Origin of the sequence: Sphingomonas sp. (assembly GCF_004799495.1) — a bacterium.
Classification (GTDB): Bacteria; Pseudomonadota; Alphaproteobacteria; order Sphingomonadales; family Sphingomonadaceae; genus Sphingomonas.
The window spans coordinates 245,217-263,254 of record NZ_SSMY01000006.1; the positions used below are offsets into that span (position 1 = coordinate 245,217).

Below are 18,038 nucleotides of genomic sequence, written 5' to 3' on the forward strand. Positions count from 1 at the left end.
CGCCGAAAATCAGCGGTGTGGGAGCCCGGCCGTCAGCCGGGACCGCCGCTCACTCGCGCCGGCGGCTCGCGAAAGCGGGAACCATATCGTCCAGAACGAAGGCGTGGAGCACCGGCACGACCGCACTCGCCGGCCCGCCGATCACCGCCATCGGCCGCTGCGCGACCTGAAGCCGCGCGCTCGCGGTCGCCTTGACCGCGCTCGCCACGCTGCTGGTCAGCGCCGCCGGCGTCACCGGCGTACGCGCGCCCGCCGTACCGCTGAGCGCGGACAGGAGAGCGGACAGGAGCAGGATCAGGTTCAAAAGCGGATCGTTTCCGGATTGCGATCGGCGATGCATAGGGCCGGTCGAGTCAAACGTCCAATCGAAATGGTGCTAGGGCTTGGCCGGCGCAACCGGCGGCGTAGGCATCGCCGGCGGCGGCGCCTCGAGCTTCCAGCGCACCGACGACGTCCACTGGCTCGCGACCGGCCGGCTCTTCTTGTCGCGCGGCGGGGTGAAGCGGCCATTGGCCATCATCAGATTGCACGTCGTTTCGTCGAGCAACGGCGATTCGGACGAGATCGTCACCTTGCAGTCGGACACGGCGCCGGTTTCGTCGATCGTCAGCTTGAAGGTCACGCGTCCCTCTTCCGCCGACGCCTTGGCCGCCGGCGGGTAGGCATCGACGGGGATCCATGTGCCCGGATTGCCGATCGGCGTGGCGCGCGGCAACGGCTCCTCCTGCGCTTGGGCGGACACGGCAAATCCGGCGATCACGACCACCAGCGAAATTGTCTGCGTTATCCGCATGCCCCTCCCCGCCCCAACCGTCCGTCGGACCGATACGACCCAATTGTCACTAACCCGCCGGTCGCGACATGGCCATCACGACCGTAACACCCTGCCGCTTGTCCAATGGAAGATAGCTGCCCGGATCGTCACACAGATTGAGCGAGCCGGGCCCGCTTTGTGCGATGACCTGACAATTCTGCACCTTGCCGTCGACGCCCACATCGAAATGGATCTGGGTCATCATCAGCGTCTCGCGCCCGCCAGAATCATAGAGCGTCGGCAATGTAGCGCCGCCGTCGAACGCGAATAGTGTTTCTATCACCATGTCGAGCGGCTTCGCATCGGTCGAGTAATCGCGCGCATATCGACCAAACACCGGCGGAATCGACGCCGCTTGAACGCATGGCATCATCTTCTGCGGAACGGGCCCCTTTCGCTCGTCCTTGCACGATACGATCTTGCCGGTCGCATCGATCGCGACGGTCGCCGCTACGCGCCAGGGGCCCGCCAACTTGATCGGCGGCGGATCGAACAACGCCCATCGGACGCCAGGAGTGACATACGTTCCCTCGATCGGTCGACCGTCGGCGCCCTTTGCCGGCGAGAACCGGCCGTTGGCGATGGCGAGTTGGCAAGTCACGGCGTCGAGCGACGCAACGTTGCTGCTCGTCACGACCTTGCACGCGGTCGGGATGCCGGATGTGTCGATGGTCAGTTCAACGACAACTCGGCCCTGCTGATGAGCGCGCTTTGCCTCCGCCGGATAGCTGCTCTGGGGAAACCAGGTCGCCAGACTGGTCGCAGACGTTGCCGGAGCCGACTTATTCTTGCCGGTCGCCGCCGACGGCAACGCGAGCAACGCGACGGCGCCGATTACCATGGACTGCCGAATCATTACGCACTCGCCCCTTTTAAGCTTCGCCCGACCCTAGCCGATCCTGTCTTATTGTCACCCGATCGGCTTTGCCTCGAACGGATGCGCCCCTATGACGCGCGGATGACCGATCGCTCCCCCCTCGCTCCCGCCGCGCTGCCCGATCTGCCCGAAATCGCCGGGGTGACGCGCCGCGTCGCGCGGGCGCGGTACAAGACGTGGGACCGGTGCGACCTGACCTATGTCGAGCTGGCGGCGGGGACCGCGGTAGCCGGGGTGACGACCCGGAGCAAATGCGCCTCGCCCGAAGTCGATTGGTGCCGCGCGGCGCTGGTGCTGGGCCGGGCGCGCGCGCTGGTGGTCAACGCGGGTAATTCGAACGCGTTCACCGGGGACCGCGGGCGCCATGCGGTCGAGGGGCTCGTCGCGCGCGTCGCGCAGCACCTGAATTGCCAGCCGTCCGACGTCTTCGTCGCCTCCACCGGGGTGATCGGCGTACCGCTGCCGCTTGACAAGGCCGAGGCGGGGCTGACCGCCGCGTTCGACGCCGAGCCGTGCGACTGGATCGCGGCGGCCGAGACGATCATGACCACCGACACGTTCGCCAAGGTCGCGGTGACGAAAGCGGTAATCGGCGAACAAACAGTTAGCCTAGTCGGGATCATCAAGGGGTCGGGAATGATCATGCCCGACATGGCGACGATGCTCGGCTTCATCTTCACCGACGCGGCGATCGACCCTGCCTGGCTGCAATCCGCGCTGTCGGCGGCCAATACGCGGAGCTTTTCGTGCATCACGGTCGATAGCGACACATCGACCAGCGACACCGTGCTTGCCTTCGCGACGGGGGCGGCAGGCAATGTCGCGATCGCGCACGACGACGATCCCGGCGCCGACGCCTTCCGCGCCGCGCTCGACGATCTGTGCCTGCAACTCGCGCATCTGGTGGTCCGCGATGGTGAGGGCGCGACCAAGTTCATCCGGATCGACGTGACCGGCGCGGAAAGCGACGCCAGTGCACACCGCATCGGCATGAGCGTCGCCAATTCGCCACTGGTCAAAACCGCGATCGCCGGCGAGGACGCCAATTGGGGCCGCGTCGTGATGGCGGTGGGCAAGGCCGGCGAGCCCGCCGAGCGCGACAGGCTCGCGATCCGCTTCGGTGAAACGCAGGTGGCGAAGGACGGCCTCGCGGTCGAAGGCTATGACGAAGCGCCGGTCGCCGCGCATTTGAAGGGGCGGGAAATCGAGATCGGCGTCGACCTCGGCCTAGGCGATGGCCGCGCCAGGGTGTGGACCTGCGATCTGACCCACGGCTACATTTCGATCAATGCCGATTATCGCAGCTAAGCGCAAAGCGGGCCGCGACCCGGTTGGGTCGCGGCCCGCCGCTTAACGAAACACTTTACTTGGCGGCAGCCGGCTCCGCTACGGCGGGCGCCACAGCCGTCGCCGCGACCGCGGGAGTCATCGTCCCGCCGCGCTTGCCGACCTCGGCCGACACGCTGTCGAGCAACGTCTGGTACGGTTCGGCGACCTTGATCAGGCTCGCGTCGGTCATTCTGTTGCCGAAGATGATGCTGCGAGTCTTCGATTCGTTGAGGAAGATGTTGAGGCGTAGCGTCGTGTGGCCCGGCGTCAGCTCCTCGACGAGAAACTCGGCCGTCTGCGTCATCTTCTTCTTCCCGAAGCCCCAGAAGAAATTATACATCAGCTTCGACTTGCCGTCGGTATGGCCCGACACGGTTCCCGCGTCCTTGTTGGCCGTGATTTCCATATAGCCGGCCGACTGCAGCGCAGCGACCGCGCTGGCCATGACTTGAGCTGCAGAGGCCGAATACGTCCGGCCCTGGATTTCATTCATTTGTGCCGTCGAGAGCTCGGGCACCTTGTCCTTGGCCATCGCCGGTGCGGCCACGACCGGCGCAACGGCCAGCACGATAGCCAGCGCAACAGCTTTCTTCATAATTCCCCCCAATCGATAGCGCCCGCGAACGCGGGCGTATCGTCACGCTATTCCAGCGACTTGGCCCAACGCAAGGGGATTCGCTCGGTCAGGCGAGCTCGCCCTCCAGCCACGCCTTGATCCGGCCCTTGGGCTCGGCGCCGACCTTGGTCGCGGCGGGCGCGCCGCCCTTGAACAGGATCATCGTCGGGATGCCGCGCACACCGTATTTCGCGGGGGCGTCGGGATGCTCGTCGATGTTGAGCTTGGCGATCGTCACCTGGTCGCCCAGTTCGTCGGCGATCTCCTCCAGGCTCGGGCCGATCATCTTGCACGGGCCGCACCATTCGGCCCAGAAATCGACCAGCACCGGCTTGTCGGAGGCCAGCACGTCGGCCTGAAAGCTGTCGTCGGTAATCGCCACGGTACCCATTCGAGAATCTCCTTTGCCCGCGAATGTAGGGGCGGTGTCGCGGTTGCTCAACGGTCTTCGCCCTAGCTTTGCTCCGCCGCGGCAAAGCCCGGCTTGTGCGCGGCGAGCAAGTCGAACGGCAGATCGAACAGCCGGGGCGCGGCGGTGTAGAGCAACGCCGCCTCGATCGTGCGGCCGGGGAAGACGACGGCGAGAGCCTCGGCATAGGCGGCCATTTGGCGCAGGTGGAAAACGGGCACTTCGTCGAGCGTGAGCGGTACGCGGCGACCGGTCTTGAAATCGACCACGCGGACGCGGCTCGGCTCGACCAGCAAGCGGTCGACGGTGCCGGCAATGACGTGGCCGCCGGGGACGACCGCGGAAATCGGCGCCTCACCGAGCGAGTCCGGCCCGAACAGCGCGGCGTGCATCGGATGGGCGATGATGCCGCAAACCGTTTTGGATATGTCGCCGCGCGCGGCGGGATCGGTCACGCCCCCGACCGTCGCCAGCCAGCGATCCGCCGCCGTCATGCGATGGTCGATCGCCACCGATGGGAGCCGCTCGAACAGCGCGTGGACCAGCCGCCCGCGCTCGGCGGCGGCCCGCATAGCGGCGCTGGGCGGCGGATCGGGCACGTCGTCCTCACCGATCGACGAGGGCGCGAGCGGGCGTGGCGGGCGTGCCTCGACGGGTGCTGCTTGGCGCGCCCAGTCGGGCAAGTCTGCGCGCGCGGTGACGACCGTGCTTTCGGCTTTAGCCGCAACAGGCGGCTGCGGGTCGCTGCCGACGAACGACCGTCGCGCATCAGGTGTTTCGCCCGCCCCCAGCGCCGTCAGCGCTGCATCGGCGACTGCATACCAGCTATTGTCTGACGGCACGCCATTCGCCCGCGAGCCGAGCGCCCCGGCGATTTCCAGCCGTTCCTCCGCGCGCGTCGCGGCGACGTAGAACAACCGCCAATGCTCGGCGAGTTCGCGCGCGTCCGCCGTCTCGATCGCCTCGGCCAGCGGCCCCGACCGCTGATCCTTTTTGGGGCGGAAGATCGGCAGTTTGACGCCTTCCGCGATCTCCCATTCCATCGTCGACCGCGGCCGCGCCTCGGGATCGGCGGTGGCATCGGCGAGGATCACCAGCGGCGCCTGCAAACCCTTGGCGCCATGCACCGTCATCACCCGCACCGCATCGAGCGGCGCCGACGGGTCGCGCACGATCTCGACATCGCCGCGGTCGAACCAGTCGAGGAAGCGTTGTAGCGAGGGGATCGCGACGCGTTCGAATTCCAGCGCGGCGTTGAGCAGTTCGTCGATCGGGTCGCGCGCTTCCTGACCCAGCCGCCGCAACAGCTTGCGCCGCCCGTCGAGCGGGCCGGTCAGCATTTCCTCCAGAAACACGTACGGCGTGGTGAAATCGGCTCGGCGTAGCATCGCGAGCAACGGCTCGAGCCGCTCCGTCGGCTGCGTCGCCTGAAGGTGCTGCCACAACCCGCCGCGCCGCTTCATCGCGGCGTGCATTAACTCGTCCTGGGTCCACCCGATCAACGGCGAGACGAGCAGGCTGGCGAGCGACAGATCGTCCTGCGGCTGGAGCACGAAGCGGATCGCGGCGAGCAGGTCCTGCACCGCGAGCGGCGCGGTCAACCGCAAGCGGTCGACGCCGGCGACCGGCACACCCTCCGCATACAAGCGCGCGACGATCAGCGAGGCGAGCTCGCTGCGCCGCTTGACCAGGATCATCACATCCTCGGGCCGCAGCGGCCGCCCCTTGCTCTCCAGCATTACCGGCTGGTCGAGCCACGTCTTGACCTGCCGCGCGATCCGCGTCGCGTGCGCGCGAACGGCATCGGGCACCCATCCCTCTTCGGCTTCCTCGGCGCCCTCATCCGCCAGCGTCGGCGACCACAGATTGACCTGCCCCGGCCCCGCGACCCTGCTGACATGCGTTTCGAGCGCGACGTCGCCCATCCCGCCCGCCGGCATCGCGCCGATCGCCGCATCGACGAATTCGAGAATCGGGGCGGTCGAGCGGAACGAGGCGGTCAGCGACAGTTGCTCGAACGCGATCGGATCGACCTCGGGCAGGTCGCTGTACACGTCGGCGCGCCGGCGGAACGACTGCTCGGCGGCGCTGAAGAAGATCGGGTCGGTGCCTTGGAACCCGAAGATCGCCTGCTTGTGGTCGCCGACGGTGAACAGCGTGCGCACCTTGCGGTCCTTCGCGCCCGCGCCGGCGAAGAAATCCTCCACCACCGCGTTGACGATCTGCCACTGCTTCAGATTGGTGTCCTGCGCCTCGTCGATCAGGACGTGATCGGTCGCCTGATCGAGCTTGTACCGCACCCACTCGCCCATCCCGGGCTGGCCGAGCAGATCGACCGTCGCGCGGATCAGATCGTCGAAATCGACGGCTCCCGCGCGGCGCTTGGCGCTGCGATACGCCTCGGCATAATCGCGCCCGACGATGAGGCTTTGGGCAAGCAGGTCGGCATAGGCGGCCCGCGTGCGCAGCGCGAGCAAGGCGGCGCATTCGTCGTAGAAGAAGGTCGCGGTCAGCGCGTAGTCGGGGTCTTGCGGCGCCTGTCCCTTGCCGAACGATCGAATGTCGCCGTCGGCCTTGGCCCAGACGCGGTGGAGCGTTTCGAGTCCGGCGACGCGCTCGGGCGACGGCAATTCGATCCAGTCGCGGATCAGCCCGGCGCGCTCCAACCCGCCTTTGGTCGCCCAGCCGAGGTTGAAATCGTGGAGGACGCGCAACCCCTCCTCGTCGATCGCCGCGCACCCTTCCGCGATCACCGCCTCGATATCGCCGCTCGGCAGGCCGAGCGCCCGGCGGATATACGGCTGCACCCCCTCGCCCATCGGCAACGCGGCGAGCGCGTCCGGCGCCTTGGCACACGCGTGGAGGAACCCTTCCGCCCCGCCCTCGCCCAGCGCCTTGCTGAGCGCACCAATTGCCGCGGTCGGACCGGTGCGTCCCTCGCGCTCGGCATCGACCAGCATCCCCGCCAGCGCCTCGTGCGCCAACTGCGCTTCCTCGCGCGCTTCGAGCGGGCGGAAACCGGGCACCAGCCCAGCCTCGACAGGGAATGCGGCGAGCAGCGACTGGCAGAAACCGTGGATCGTCTGGATACGCAAGCCCCCGCCTGGCGCGTCGAGCACCTTGGCGAACAATGTCCGCGCCCGCGCGATCCGCTCGCGCGTCGGCTCCTCGCCCAGCGCGATTAGGTCGGCGCCGAGGTCGGCCTCGCTCGCGCGCACCCACGCCGCCAGACGCGCGTTAATCCGCCCCGCCATTTCCGCCGCGCCGGCCTTGGTGAAGGTCAGGCACAGGATCGCCCCCGGGTCGGTCCCGCCGAGCAGCAAACGATAGACGCGCGCCGCCAGCACCTGCGTCTTGCCCGTCCCCGCCGATGCCGATAGCCAGACGTGCGCGCCCGGATTGCTCGCTCGCGCCTGCTCATCGACCAGCGTCGGGAGGTTGCCCGCCGCCTTACTCACGCCCGTACCATTCGTCGCGGCGCATCAATTGGTCGTAATCGCCGAACGGCGCGTATTCGGGGCGCAGCTTGGCGGTGAACGGCTCGGCGCCGGTCAGCCATTTGGCCGCGGCACCTTCGAAATTGCGCGTCGCGCGGGCGACGAACTCCTCCGCCGGGATCGGGTCGCGCTTCTTCGGGTCGCACGGGCTATCGACATAGCCGAACGTGCCGGTGCGGTAATTGCGCGCGAGCGACCAATATTCGAACCCGCTTGCGGTGCCAGTGACGCCAGCGAACTTTCCGCGCTCGGCGATCAGGCCGAGCAGCCCGAGTTGCAGGCTGAACCCTTCGCGCACCGCGGCGATGCTGGGCGGCTGGCCGGTCTTGTAGTCGACCACCACCAGACTGCCGTCGTGCTGCCGGTCGATGCGATCGAACCGCCCGGTGAGTTCGACCCCGAACAGCTCAAGTGTCCCGCGCCCTTCGACTGCCAGGATGGTGCGTTCGTCGCTCCGTGCCTCGACCTCGCTCGCGACCCAATCGATCGCCTCGCGCAACCGCGGGCCCCACAACGCGCGAATCATCGGGTGCGTGCGCGGATCGGTCAGCAGTTTCTCGCAGCGCGGCCGCAGCGCGGCTGGCGCGCCGCCGTCCTGCTCGAACCAGTCCTGCAGGATCGCATGCACCTGATTGCCGCGCCACGCCGGACTCGGATCGGCGTCGACCGGGTCGATCGGCGATACCTTGAGCACCTTGCGCGCGTAAAAGGCGAACGGGTCGGCCTTGAGCGTATCGACCTCGGTCACCGAAATGCGGTGTGGGCGGTCCTCGACCCTGGGCGACGGCGCAGGGCGGTCGGCGGGGAGGTGCTCGCCCGGATCGTCGATCGCGGCCGCCCAATCGGCATAATCGTGCGCATAGTCGAACCGCTCGCCCGCCAGCGCCTCCAGCCGCAGCCAAAAGCGCGATGCCAAGGTCGGCGACCGCCCGTCGCGCCGCGCGCGCGTGATCAGCACCTGCGGCGCCCCGAGCGCATTGGCGAAATCGTGCGCCGCAACGCCGATGTTGCGCTCCAGCCCCGGCAGCCCCAGTTCGGCGCGGATGCGGGGCGCGAGCCACGGATCGGGCTGCGCAATCGCGGGCCACGTGCCTTCGTTGAGCCCGCCCAGGATCATCAGCTCGGCGGTCTGCAACCGCGCCTCGATCAAGCCGTAGATCGCTAGTCGCGGATGCCCGCCCTGCGGCGGGCGGACGGCGGTCTCCTCCATCAGCGTGCGGAGCAACGGCGCGACGCTCGCCGGATCGGCAACGGGCGGGCCATTCGCCGCCTCCGCCTCGAGCTCGGTGAGCAATTCCGCCGCTGCGCGCCCCGCCGGACCGGCCCACAACAGGTCGCCGCACAATGCCTGCGCCGTCTCGCGCAGCGTCGCGATCATCGCCGCGAGCGGCTGCGCGCCGTCACCGAAGCACTGCGCGATCGGTTCGAGCAGCGCGCGGACGTCAGGCCACGCCAACAGTGCCGCCGCGCGGATCTGCGCTTCGCGCTCGTCGCCCTCGCGCAAATGCGCATCGATCCCGACGAGCCCCGGCGCGGGGCGCGGTCCCCTGAGCGCGCGGTCGAGCGCGCGGACGCCATCGAGCCACAACGTGCGCGGCGGGCCGTTCTGCACGAGCGGATGCTTGAGCAACGCGAGCAGCGCCTGCGGCGCGAAATCCTGCGCCGCCGCCTCCGCCAGCACCGTCAGCAGCGTCCCCGGCGGTCGCGTCGCCAGCGGGCGTCCGGCGGTGTCGTCGATCGCGATCCCCCAGCGTGCGCAATGCGCCGCGACTCGCTCGGCCAGCGCGCGGTCGGGCGTAACGAGCGCGGCGGTTCGCCCCGGCGTCTCCAGCGCTTCGCGCAGCGCGAGCGCGATAGCTTGCGCCTCGTCGGCGGCGGTAGCCAGCTCGACCGCCCTAATCCCCGCCAGCCGCCGCCGATCGGCGTCGAGCGTCGTCCACTTGCCCGTGAAATCGGCCGGGGCCAGCGCGTTCATGATCGCGCGGCCGCGCGCGAGCGAGGCATCGTGGCCCGACCCGGCCGGCCACTGCCGCACCTCGGCTCGTCCCGCGCCGACCCGATCGAGGAGGAGCTTGAGCTGGAACTGCGGGTGGGTTTCGATCGATCGCTTGCGCAGCCCGGTGTCGGGGTCGGGCCTGTGCGGGCCCAGCGCATCCCATTCCTCGTCGGGCATTTCGAGCGCGAGATCCTGGAACACCACACTTCCCTCGGCGAGTTCCGCGACCCGGCGCAGCAGCCCGGCCACGGCCGGCGCGGGATCGCTGATCCCCGCGGCACAAACAAACCCCGCCGGCGGCGCGTCCTTCCACCGCTCCGCCAGCCGCTTGAGCATCTTCGCGCGCCGGTCCGCCGCATCGATCGCGCCAATCCGCGCGAGCTCGGCGGGCCAGCGGTCGATCACCAGTTCGAACAATTCGCGCGCCTTGTCCCAATGCGCGGACAGCGTCTCGGTCAGCTCGATAGTGCGCAGGTCACGCGCCTCGACGCCTTCTACCAGCAACTGATCGAGCGTCAGCGCCAGCGCCCCGGCGAGCCGCACCGCCTCGTCCGCGGTTACCGGTTCACCCGCCCGCGCGCGCGCCTCGCCGACCAAGCGCGCCAGGATCATCCGCCGCGCGAGCGGCGATACCGCTGGCGGCAGCGGCGCCGCGTCGTCGGCCGGATCGAGCATCGCCGCCGCTGCCTCGTCGAGCGACGGGTCGCCGATCGTCACCAGTCGCGGCAACAACAGCCCGCCCTCGCTCGCGCGCACGAACGCGTCCTGCACCGCGCGCCGTCCGCGATTGTTGGGCAGCAACACCATCCCGCGCGCCAGCCGCAGCGGATCACCGCCGTACCGCTTCATCAGGCCCGCCACGAGCGAGTCCGCGAACGCGCGCTGCGCGGGAATGGTGAAAAGCGCGAGGCCGCGCTCAGGCATCGATCAGGATGGCTTCGGTCTTGGCGATGGCGGGCGGCGAGCCGACGTCGAACCACAATCCCTGATGGACGAACGCATAAGCCCGCCCTGCCGCTATCGCGCGTTCCCAGAACAGCATCGTTGAAAACGGCCCTTCGGGCCAATCGCGGATCACGCGCGGCGACAGGATCTGGACCCCGGTATAGACGAACGGCGCGACGCGGCCGGGCTTGCGGCGACCGGTGATCTTGCCCCGCGCGTCGAGGTGGAAATCGCCGCGCCCGGGATGGTTGTGCGCGCGGGCATAGGGCACGACCAGCAACAGCGCGTCCATCGTCGCATCATCCCAGCGCGACGCCAGCAGCTTGATCGTGTCGGCGGGTCCATCGACCCACAGATTGTCGGCGTTGACGCACACGAACGGCTCATCACCGATGAGCTTACGCGCCTTTACTAGCCCGCCGCCCGTTTCCATCAAGCGGTCACGCTCGTCGGATACGACGATCTCGATGTCGTTCACGTGCGCCTTGAGGTGCGCCTCCAGCGCGTCGGCGAGGTAATGGACATTGACCACCGCGCGCTTGATTCCGGCGGCGCGCAGCCGATCGAAGACGTGGTCGAGCAACGCCTTGCCCGCCACGGGGATCAACGGCTTGGGGCGTGTCGCGGTCAGCGGGCGCATCCGCTTGCCCAGCCCCGCCGCCATCACCATCGCGGTTTCGGGCACCGCGCCGCCGGGATCGGGACGGATCGACAGCGTGCGCTTCGCATTCATGCGCCCGAAATCTCCATCGGGTCGCCGCGCTTGTCGGGCGGGATGTTGCTGTCGAACCACGCCTTGACCGGGGCGAGCGCCGGATGCCGCAGATCGGCGTTGAGATAGCGCCACACGCGCGGGCACAGCGCCGGGTAACGCGGCTTGCCGTCGCGCTGCCACAGCCGTGTAAATATCCCGACGATCTTCGCGTTCCGCTGCGCGCCGAGCAGGTGATACGCCGCGTCGAACTCGTCGCCTGCGCCGGTGATCCGGCGATAGCGGTCGAGCATCGCCGCCTCGATCGCCGGCTCGACATCGCGCCGCGCGTCCTGGAGCAGGGATACGAGGTCGTACGCCGGATGCCCCGCCGCCGCGTCCTGGAAATCGAGCAGGCCGAGCGCTTCGGTCACGCCGATCAACATCAGGTTTTCGGCGTGATAGTCGCGCAGCACCGTCACCGGTCTCTCTGCCAGCGCGATGTCGAACACGGCGTCCCACGCGGCATGGTATTCGTCGAGGCTCACGTCGAGCCCGACCGCCGGGCAATACCATTCGACCAGCAGATCGGCCTCGCGGTGCAATTCGTTGCGGTCGTATGGCTTCCACGGCCCCGCCGGTTCGTCGCGCAGCCGGATCAGGATATCGACCGCCGCTTCGTACAGCCGCAGCAGCGATTCGGGCGCGGCATCGACCGTCTCGCGCATCCGCGCGTCGCCGAAATCTTCGAGCAGGACGAGACCCTGCGTCAGATCGGTGCCGTAGATCGCCGGCGCCGGAAAACCGCGCGACGTTAGCCATTTGGCGACGTCGAGAAACGGCTTGGGATCCTCATGCGGCGGCGGCGCGTCCATCAGGATCGCGCTGCGGGCGTGGTCGGCAACGCGAAAATAGCGCCGGAACGAGGCGTCGCCCGCGAGCGGCAGCACGTCGGCATCGCCCCATCCCAGACCATCGAGAAAAGCGGCGGCGCCCGCCGGCGGGTTCATGTCAGGGGCCATCGGCCCTCCCATGCCGCCGAGACCGAAGCTGTCAAGGCGCGTCCGCCGTCTGCTGCGAAATCCAGGCTCAACGCCAGCGCTTCGGGCCAGCGACCGGGGGCACGCTCGGGCCATTCGACGACCAGCACCGACTCGGCCCGCGCGTCGTCGAGCCCGAGCTCCTCGATCTCGTCGGGATGCTCGATCCGATACAGATCGACGTGCATCACCGGCAGCCGCGTTTCGGGCGGCGCGTAGGGCTGGACGATCGCGAAGGTCGGCGACGGCGCCTCGCCCGCCAGCCCAAGTGCGGCGAGCAGCCCACGTGCAATGCTCGTCTTGCCCGCGCCGAGCGGTCCGGACAGCGTCACGACGTCACCCGGCCGGACGATCTCGGCAAGGCGTCGGCCGAATGTCTCGGTCGCGGCGGCGTTCGCAAGGTCGATCATATCCCGGTGATCAGCATGTCTAGCGCGCGGCCGATCGCGCAAGCTTCGGCCGCCAGTGATCCCAATACCGGACCCAATACCTTCTGCGGCACCGCCCCGGCATATTGCGTCATCATCGCGACTTCCCCACCGGCAAACTGAAACACCGGATTGAGGGTCGCGATAAGCGGATGCGGCGCCACCTCGATCGCGAACAGCGGAACCATCAGCCGTATCGCCAGGTAGGGCAACGAATCGGTTTGCACGTCGAGCAACAGCGATCCATCGCGATCGCGATGCACGTCGAACCGCGCCATCAGAACATACGGTACTTGGCGAGAGGCAAGCCATTTTCGGCGACATAGGCGTTGGACGCCTCCATCGCCTCGCGGTTCTCTTCGATCCAGCGACGACGACGTTCAGCCCGGACGACATCGGACAGGCCATCTTCGCAGGCGCGCGACACGTTGATGCCCAATTCTCGCGCCTGTTCAACCAAGGCGGCGTCCAGCGACACGTTGGTTGGCCGACGAAACGGCGCCGTTTCTTCGCGAACACGCGATCGGGGCATGGGCAACTCCTATGCGCATTTCATATGCGCATTATTTGTCGACATCAACTATCGCGGCAAATCCACCGTGATCAGCGTCCCCGCGCCGGGCTCCGACAGCAGCTGAATCGTCCCGCCGTGTGCCTCGGCGAATTGCTTGGCGAGCGGCAGGCCGAGCCCGAGCGCGCGGCTGTCGTCCTGCACGGTCGGTTCGGCGAAGCTGTCGAACGCGCGGTCCACGGCGGCCTGGTCCATCCCGGCACCATCGTCGGACACGACCACGCGCGCGCGCGCCGCGTCACCGTCGGTGTGGAGCAGCACGCGACCACCCTGCCCGGCCCCGGCGACGGCGTGGCGCAGCAGATGCTCGATCATCTCGCGCAGTTTCTTCGCGTCGCCCTTCACCATTCCGGTCGACGGCGCGATCTCGATCGCGAAATCGAGATTTTTCTGCTTGGCTGAGTGCGACACCGTCTCCGCCGCTGCATGGGCGATGCCCTCGATATCGACGTCTTCGCGTTCGACCTTCTGCTCACCCTCGGTCAGCGCCAGCACGTCGTCGACCAGCGCCGACAGGCGCGCGACCGATTCGAGGATCGCGTCGACATAGCCGTCGGCCTGTTTGGACAATTTGCCCGCATAGCCCTCGCCCATCATCTCGGCGAAGCCCTGGATCGAGGTGAGCGGGGTACGCAGCTCGTAGCTCATATTGGCGACAAACGCGGTCTTGACCCGGTCGGCCGCCTCCAGCGCTTCGTTGCGGTCGCGCAGCGCCTGCTCGGCGCGGCGGCTGTCGGAGATGTCGAGCATCGTGAACAGCGCGTTGCCGTCGGGCAGCGGCACCCCGGCGAATTCGAAATGGCGGCCGTCGGCGAAGGCGACGCGGCCCGCGCGTTGCGTTCGTCCGACCGCGGCGGAGCGCACCAGTTCGGCGATCACCGGCGCCCGGCTCGGCTGCGCGAGCATCGCCGATCCGCGATCGACCAGCGTGTCGACGCGCGGGTGCGTCGCGAGGAATTCCTCGTCGAACCCCCACAGCTTGCGGAACTTGTCGTTCCAGATCTGCAACCGCCCGTCGCCGGCGAACACGCCGAGCGCCTCGAACAGATTGTCGAACGTCGCGGTGCGGACGCGCAGCAAGGTGTCGCGCGCGCTGGCGAGCTGGACCTGTTCGGTGCGGTCCTCGAAGATCAGCACCAACCCGCCGTCGGGCAATGGATGCCCAACCACGCGCAAATGCGTGCCGCCGGGGAGCGTCCAGCTTTCCTCGATCGCGCCGGTCGCAGCGAGGAACCAGTCGCGCCGCTCCGCCTTCCACCCCGGAAAATCGCGCACTTCGGGTAAGCGGTTCGCCTCGCGCATCCTTTCGAGCACGCGGTCGAACTCGGGGCGGTCGGCAAGCCATTCGCCGCGCATCGCGAACATGCGCTGGAACGGCTGGTTGCAGAAGCTGAGCGAGCGGTCGGCGGCGAATTGCGCAACGCCCGCCGACAGCCGGTCGAGCATCGCGCGCTGCGCCTCGGCGAAGCGCTTGATCCCGCCGCGCGCCTGTTCGAGCTCGTCGACATCGATCGCGAACCCGGCGACGCCGCCGGGCGGGGTCGGCAACGGCACATCGTGGACGCGCAGCATCCGCCGTGCGCCGTTGATCGTCGCTGGCAAGGTCGCGGTCGCCGGGCGATCGCTGTCGCGCGCCTTGACCGCGCCGGCCAGCGGCCCGCCCGCGCCCGACCCCTCGATCAGCTCAACCCCGCGCGCCACGACGTCGCGCGCATCCTGCCCCTCGACCGCGCGGACATAGGCCGAATTGACCATCGCCAGCCGCATGTCGGGGCCGCGATACCACATCGGCAAGGGCGCGGCCTCGATCAGTCCCTTCAGCGCGGCAAAGGCATCGGTCAGCTGCGCGGTCTCGCCGAGCAGCTGGCCAATCTGCGCCTGGCTTTCGGTCGCGTCGAAGAACCACACGACCACCCTGCCCGGCGCACCGACCGATTGCGGCGCGCGCTGGCCACGCGCGGTCAGCGTGCGCCCGGATCCCTGCGGCCGGATCGCTAGCGCGAACGGCTCGCCCGCTTTTTGCGCCGCGGTTACCGCTTCGCTTAGCGCGGCGGCATCCTCGCTGGTCAGCCCGGCACCCGGCGTGACCATGTCGTCGAGGAAACGCGGCGGCGGCGACAAACCGATCCAGTCGGCCAGCCGATCGGGCAATTCGAGCCGTCCGTCGGCGCGCACCACCATCGCCAGCGCCGGGCCGGACGCGAGCAGCGCGGACAGCTTTTCGTTGCCGACCGCCGTCGCGCCCGCCGCGGCCTTGGCGCGCAACCCGGTGTACAGCACCCAGCACGCGCCGACGATCGCCAGCGCGAGCGCCGCCCCGACCAATCCTAGCGCGCCAGTGGACAGCGCCACCTCCCTTAACCGAACTGCGTTCGGATCAGCGGTAGCACACCTTCTTGACCGTGCTCACCACCTTGTCGGCGGAAATCAGCGCGAGTTTCTCCAGGTTCGCCGCATAAGGCAGCGGCACGTCTTCATCGGTCACGCGCAGCACCGGCGCGTCGAGATCGTCGAACCCCTCCTCCATCACGAACGCCGCGATTTCGGAGGCGATCGAACAGGTCGGCCAGCCTTCTTCCGCGACGACGATGCGGTTGGTCTTGGCGAGGCTCTTGAGCACCGTTGCCTTGTCGAGCGGGCGCAGCGTGCGCAGGTCGACGACTTCCGCCTCGATCCCTTCCTTGGCCAGTTCGTCGGCGGCTTCCAGGCTGACCCCGACGCCGATCGAGTAGCTGACGATCGTCACGTCCTTGCCCTCGCGCATGATCCGCGCCTTGCCGATCGGGAGCACGTAATCGTCGATCGCCGGAATTTCGAACGTGCGGCCGTAGAGCAGTTCGTTCTCGAGGAAGACGACTGGGTCCTCGGTGCGGATCGCCGCCTTCATCAGTCCCTTGGCATCCGCCGCATCGTAGGGCGCAATCACGATCAATCCGGGGACGCTCGCGTACCACGGGCCATAGTTCTGCGAGTGCTGCGCGCCGACACGGCTCGCCGCGCCATTGGGGCCGCGGAACACGATCGGGCAACGCATCTGGCCGCCCGACATGTAATTGGTCTTGGCCGCCGAATTGATGATGTGGTCGATCGCCTGCATCGCGAAGTTGAACGTCATGAATTCGACGATCGGGCGCAGGCCGCCCATCGCCGCCCCCGTGCCGACCCCGGCAAAGCCATATTCGGTGATCGGCGTGTCGATCACGCGCTTGTCGCCGAATTCGTCGAGCAAGCCCTGCGTCACCTTGTACGCGCCCTGGTACTGCGCGACTTCCTCGCCCATTACGAACACGCGGGGGTCGCGGCGCATTTCCTCGGCCATCGCGTCGCGCAACGCCTCGCGGAGCGTGATCTTGACCATCTCGGTGCCCGCCGGAATCGCCGGGTCGGCGACCTCGGCGTCATGCTTCGCCGCTTCGAACATCTGCCGCGCGCCGGTCTCGACAAGCTTAGGCTCGGGCGCTTCGGACTCTGCCGCCTTTTGCTCGGTCGCGGGCTCTTGCGCTGGCGCCGGCGCGGGCGTCTCCTCGCCCTCGCCGTCGAGCACCGCGATCACGGTCCCGACCTTCACATTGTCCGTGCCCTCAGCGACCAGGATCTTGCCGATCGTCCCTTCGTCGACTGCCTCGAACTCCATCGTCGCCTTGTCGGTCTCGATCTCGGCCATGATGTCGCCCGAGCGGACGGTGTCGCCCTCCTTGACGAGCCACTTGGCGAGCGTGCCCTCTTCCATCGTGGGCGACAGCGCCGGCATCTTGATCTCTACGGCCATCAGTACGACTCCACCAGCACGTCGGTATACAGCTCACCCGGCTCCGGCTCGGGGGTCTGTTCGGCGAAGTCCGCCGCTTCGTTGACCTGCTTGCGGATTTCCTGCTCGGCGGCTTTCAGCTCTTCCTCCTTGACGCCCATCTCCTCGAGCAATTTCTTGGCGTGCTCGATCGGATCGGACTTGTCGCGCACCGCCTGCACTTCGTCACGCGAGCGGTATTTCGCCGGATCGGACATCGAGTGGCCGCGATAGCGATAGGTCTTCATTTCGAGGATCAGCGGCCCCTTGCCCGCGCGCACCCACGCCAGCGCTTCCTCGGCGGCGCCGCGGCAGGCCAACACGTCCATCCCGTCGACCTGAATGCCCGGGATGCGGAAAGATTCGCCGCGGCGATACAGCTGGTCCTCGGCGCTCGCGCGGTTGACGCTGGTGCCCATCGCATACTGATTGTTTTCGATCACATAGATGATCGGCAGCTTCCACAGCTCGGCCATGTTGAACGATTCGTAGACCTGGCCCTGGTTCGCAGCACCATCGCCGAAATAGGCGAGGCAGACGCCGCCGTCCTCGCTGTACTTGTGGCTGAACGCGAGTCCCGTCCCCAGGCTTACCTGCGCGCCGACGATGCCGTGCCCGCCGTAGAATTTATGCTCGACGCTGAACATGTGCATCGAGCCGCCCTTGCCCTTCGAAATCCCCGCGGCGCGGCCGGTCAGCTCGGCCATCACGTCCTTGGGCGGGATGTTACAGAGGAGCATATGGCCGTGATCGCGATAGCCGGTGATCACGCTGTCCTTCTCGGTCAGCGCCGACTGCAGACCCACCGCGACGGCTTCCTGCCCGATATAGAGGTGGCAGAACCCGCCGATCAGCCCGAGCCCATAGAGCTGCCCCGCCTTCTCCTCGAAGCGCCGGATCAACAGCATCTGCTTGTAGAATTCGAGCAACTCCGCCTTCGACGCCTTGTACGGCTGCGGCTCGTCGGGGCGCGGGCGGTTGGGCGTGGCGGGCGGTGCTGACGGCTTCTTGGCCAAGGGGAAACCTCGTTTCCGTAGG

16 protein-coding genes are annotated in these 18,038 nt (G+C 68.0%); 1 reads left to right on the top strand and 15 read right to left on the bottom strand.

The genetic code is table 11. From position 1 onward, the window contains the following. Positions 1–49: 49 nt before the first annotated feature. The 3 genes from E7773_RS07040 to E7773_RS07050 form a co-directional block, all read right to left on the bottom strand. A complete protein-coding gene (locus E7773_RS07040) occupies positions 50–304 on the bottom strand; it encodes a hypothetical protein (RefSeq protein WP_293989845.1) in 255 nt (84 codons plus the stop codon). Positions 305–376: 72 nt separating this feature from the next. Then, the gene (locus E7773_RS07045) at positions 377–793 is read right to left on the bottom strand and encodes an energy transducer TonB (protein WP_293989846.1); all 417 of its coding nucleotides are present in this window, start codon (positions 791–793) and stop codon (positions 377–379) included. Positions 794–842: 49 nt separating this feature from the next. Continuing rightward, positions 843–1,670 (bottom strand): energy transducer TonB, encoded by an 828-nt coding sequence (locus tag E7773_RS07050; RefSeq protein WP_293989847.1) that lies wholly within the window; start codon positions 1,668–1,670, stop codon positions 843–845. Positions 1,671–1,772: 102 nt separating this feature from the next. Between E7773_RS07050 and argJ the strand changes: the two genes are divergently transcribed. Then, a complete protein-coding gene (gene argJ / locus E7773_RS07055; RefSeq protein ID WP_293989848.1) occupies positions 1,773–2,999 on the top strand; it encodes a bifunctional glutamate N-acetyltransferase/amino-acid acetyltransferase ArgJ in 1,227 nt (408 codons plus the stop codon). 55 nt (positions 3,000–3,054) lie between these two features. Here argJ and E7773_RS07060 read toward each other — a convergent pair whose 3' ends face one another. The 12 genes from E7773_RS07060 to pdhA all read right to left on the bottom strand — a co-directional run bounded on the left by E7773_RS07060 (position 3,055) and on the right by pdhA (position 18,016). Next, a complete protein-coding gene (locus E7773_RS07060) occupies positions 3,055–3,615 on the bottom strand; it encodes a hypothetical protein (protein WP_293989849.1) in 561 nt (186 codons plus the stop codon). A gap of 88 nt (positions 3,616–3,703) precedes the next feature. Continuing rightward, positions 3,704–4,027, bottom strand: a complete 324-nt coding sequence (gene trxA, locus E7773_RS07065) for a thioredoxin TrxA (protein WP_293989850.1) — start codon at positions 4,025–4,027, stop codon at positions 3,704–3,706. Between the two features lie 62 nt (positions 4,028–4,089). Continuing rightward, positions 4,090–7,503: a double-strand break repair helicase AddA gene (addA, locus tag E7773_RS07070; protein WP_293989851.1), complete on the bottom strand. Its 3,414-nt coding sequence runs from the start codon at positions 7,501–7,503 to the stop codon at positions 4,090–4,092. Next, a complete protein-coding gene (gene addB, locus E7773_RS07075; protein WP_293989852.1) occupies positions 7,496–10,462 on the bottom strand; it encodes a double-strand break repair protein AddB in 2,967 nt (988 codons plus the stop codon). Before addB ends, addA begins: the two co-directional genes overlap by 8 nt. Continuing rightward, positions 10,455–11,216, bottom strand: a complete 762-nt coding sequence (locus E7773_RS07080; RefSeq protein WP_293989853.1) for a nucleotidyltransferase family protein — start codon at positions 11,214–11,216, stop codon at positions 10,455–10,457. The genes addB and E7773_RS07080 overlap by 8 nt, the downstream gene beginning before the upstream one ends. After that, positions 11,213–12,184, bottom strand: a complete 972-nt coding sequence (locus E7773_RS07085) for a phosphotransferase (protein WP_293990012.1) — start codon at positions 12,182–12,184, stop codon at positions 11,213–11,215. The genes E7773_RS07080 and E7773_RS07085 overlap by 4 nt, the downstream gene beginning before the upstream one ends. Then, positions 12,181–12,624 (bottom strand): tRNA (adenosine(37)-N6)-threonylcarbamoyltransferase complex ATPase subunit type 1 TsaE, encoded by a 444-nt coding sequence (gene tsaE / locus E7773_RS07090; protein WP_293989854.1) that lies wholly within the window; start codon positions 12,622–12,624, stop codon positions 12,181–12,183. The genes E7773_RS07085 and tsaE overlap by 4 nt, the downstream gene beginning before the upstream one ends. Further along, positions 12,621–12,920 (bottom strand): CcdB family protein, encoded by a 300-nt coding sequence (locus E7773_RS07095; protein WP_293989855.1) that lies wholly within the window; start codon positions 12,918–12,920, stop codon positions 12,621–12,623. The genes tsaE and E7773_RS07095 overlap by 4 nt, the downstream gene beginning before the upstream one ends. After that, complete coding sequence (locus tag E7773_RS07100) at positions 12,920–13,174, bottom strand: type II toxin-antitoxin system CcdA family antitoxin (RefSeq protein WP_293989856.1); 255 nt, start codon at positions 13,172–13,174, stop codon at positions 12,920–12,922. Before E7773_RS07100 ends, E7773_RS07095 begins: the two co-directional genes overlap by 1 nt. A 48-nt stretch (positions 13,175–13,222) precedes the next feature. Beyond that, positions 13,223–15,565 (bottom strand): PAS domain-containing sensor histidine kinase, encoded by a 2,343-nt coding sequence (locus E7773_RS07105; protein WP_293989857.1) that lies wholly within the window; start codon positions 15,563–15,565, stop codon positions 13,223–13,225. Between the two features lie 25 nt (positions 15,566–15,590). Next, positions 15,591–16,982, bottom strand: coding sequence for a pyruvate dehydrogenase complex E1 component subunit beta (locus E7773_RS07110; protein ID WP_293989858.1), 1,392 nt, complete (start codon positions 16,980–16,982; stop codon positions 15,591–15,593). After that, a complete protein-coding gene (gene pdhA / locus E7773_RS07115; RefSeq protein ID WP_293989859.1) occupies positions 16,982–18,016 on the bottom strand; it encodes a pyruvate dehydrogenase (acetyl-transferring) E1 component subunit alpha in 1,035 nt (344 codons plus the stop codon). Before pdhA ends, E7773_RS07110 begins: the two co-directional genes overlap by 1 nt. Between the last annotated feature and the right edge of the window lie 22 nt (positions 18,017–18,038).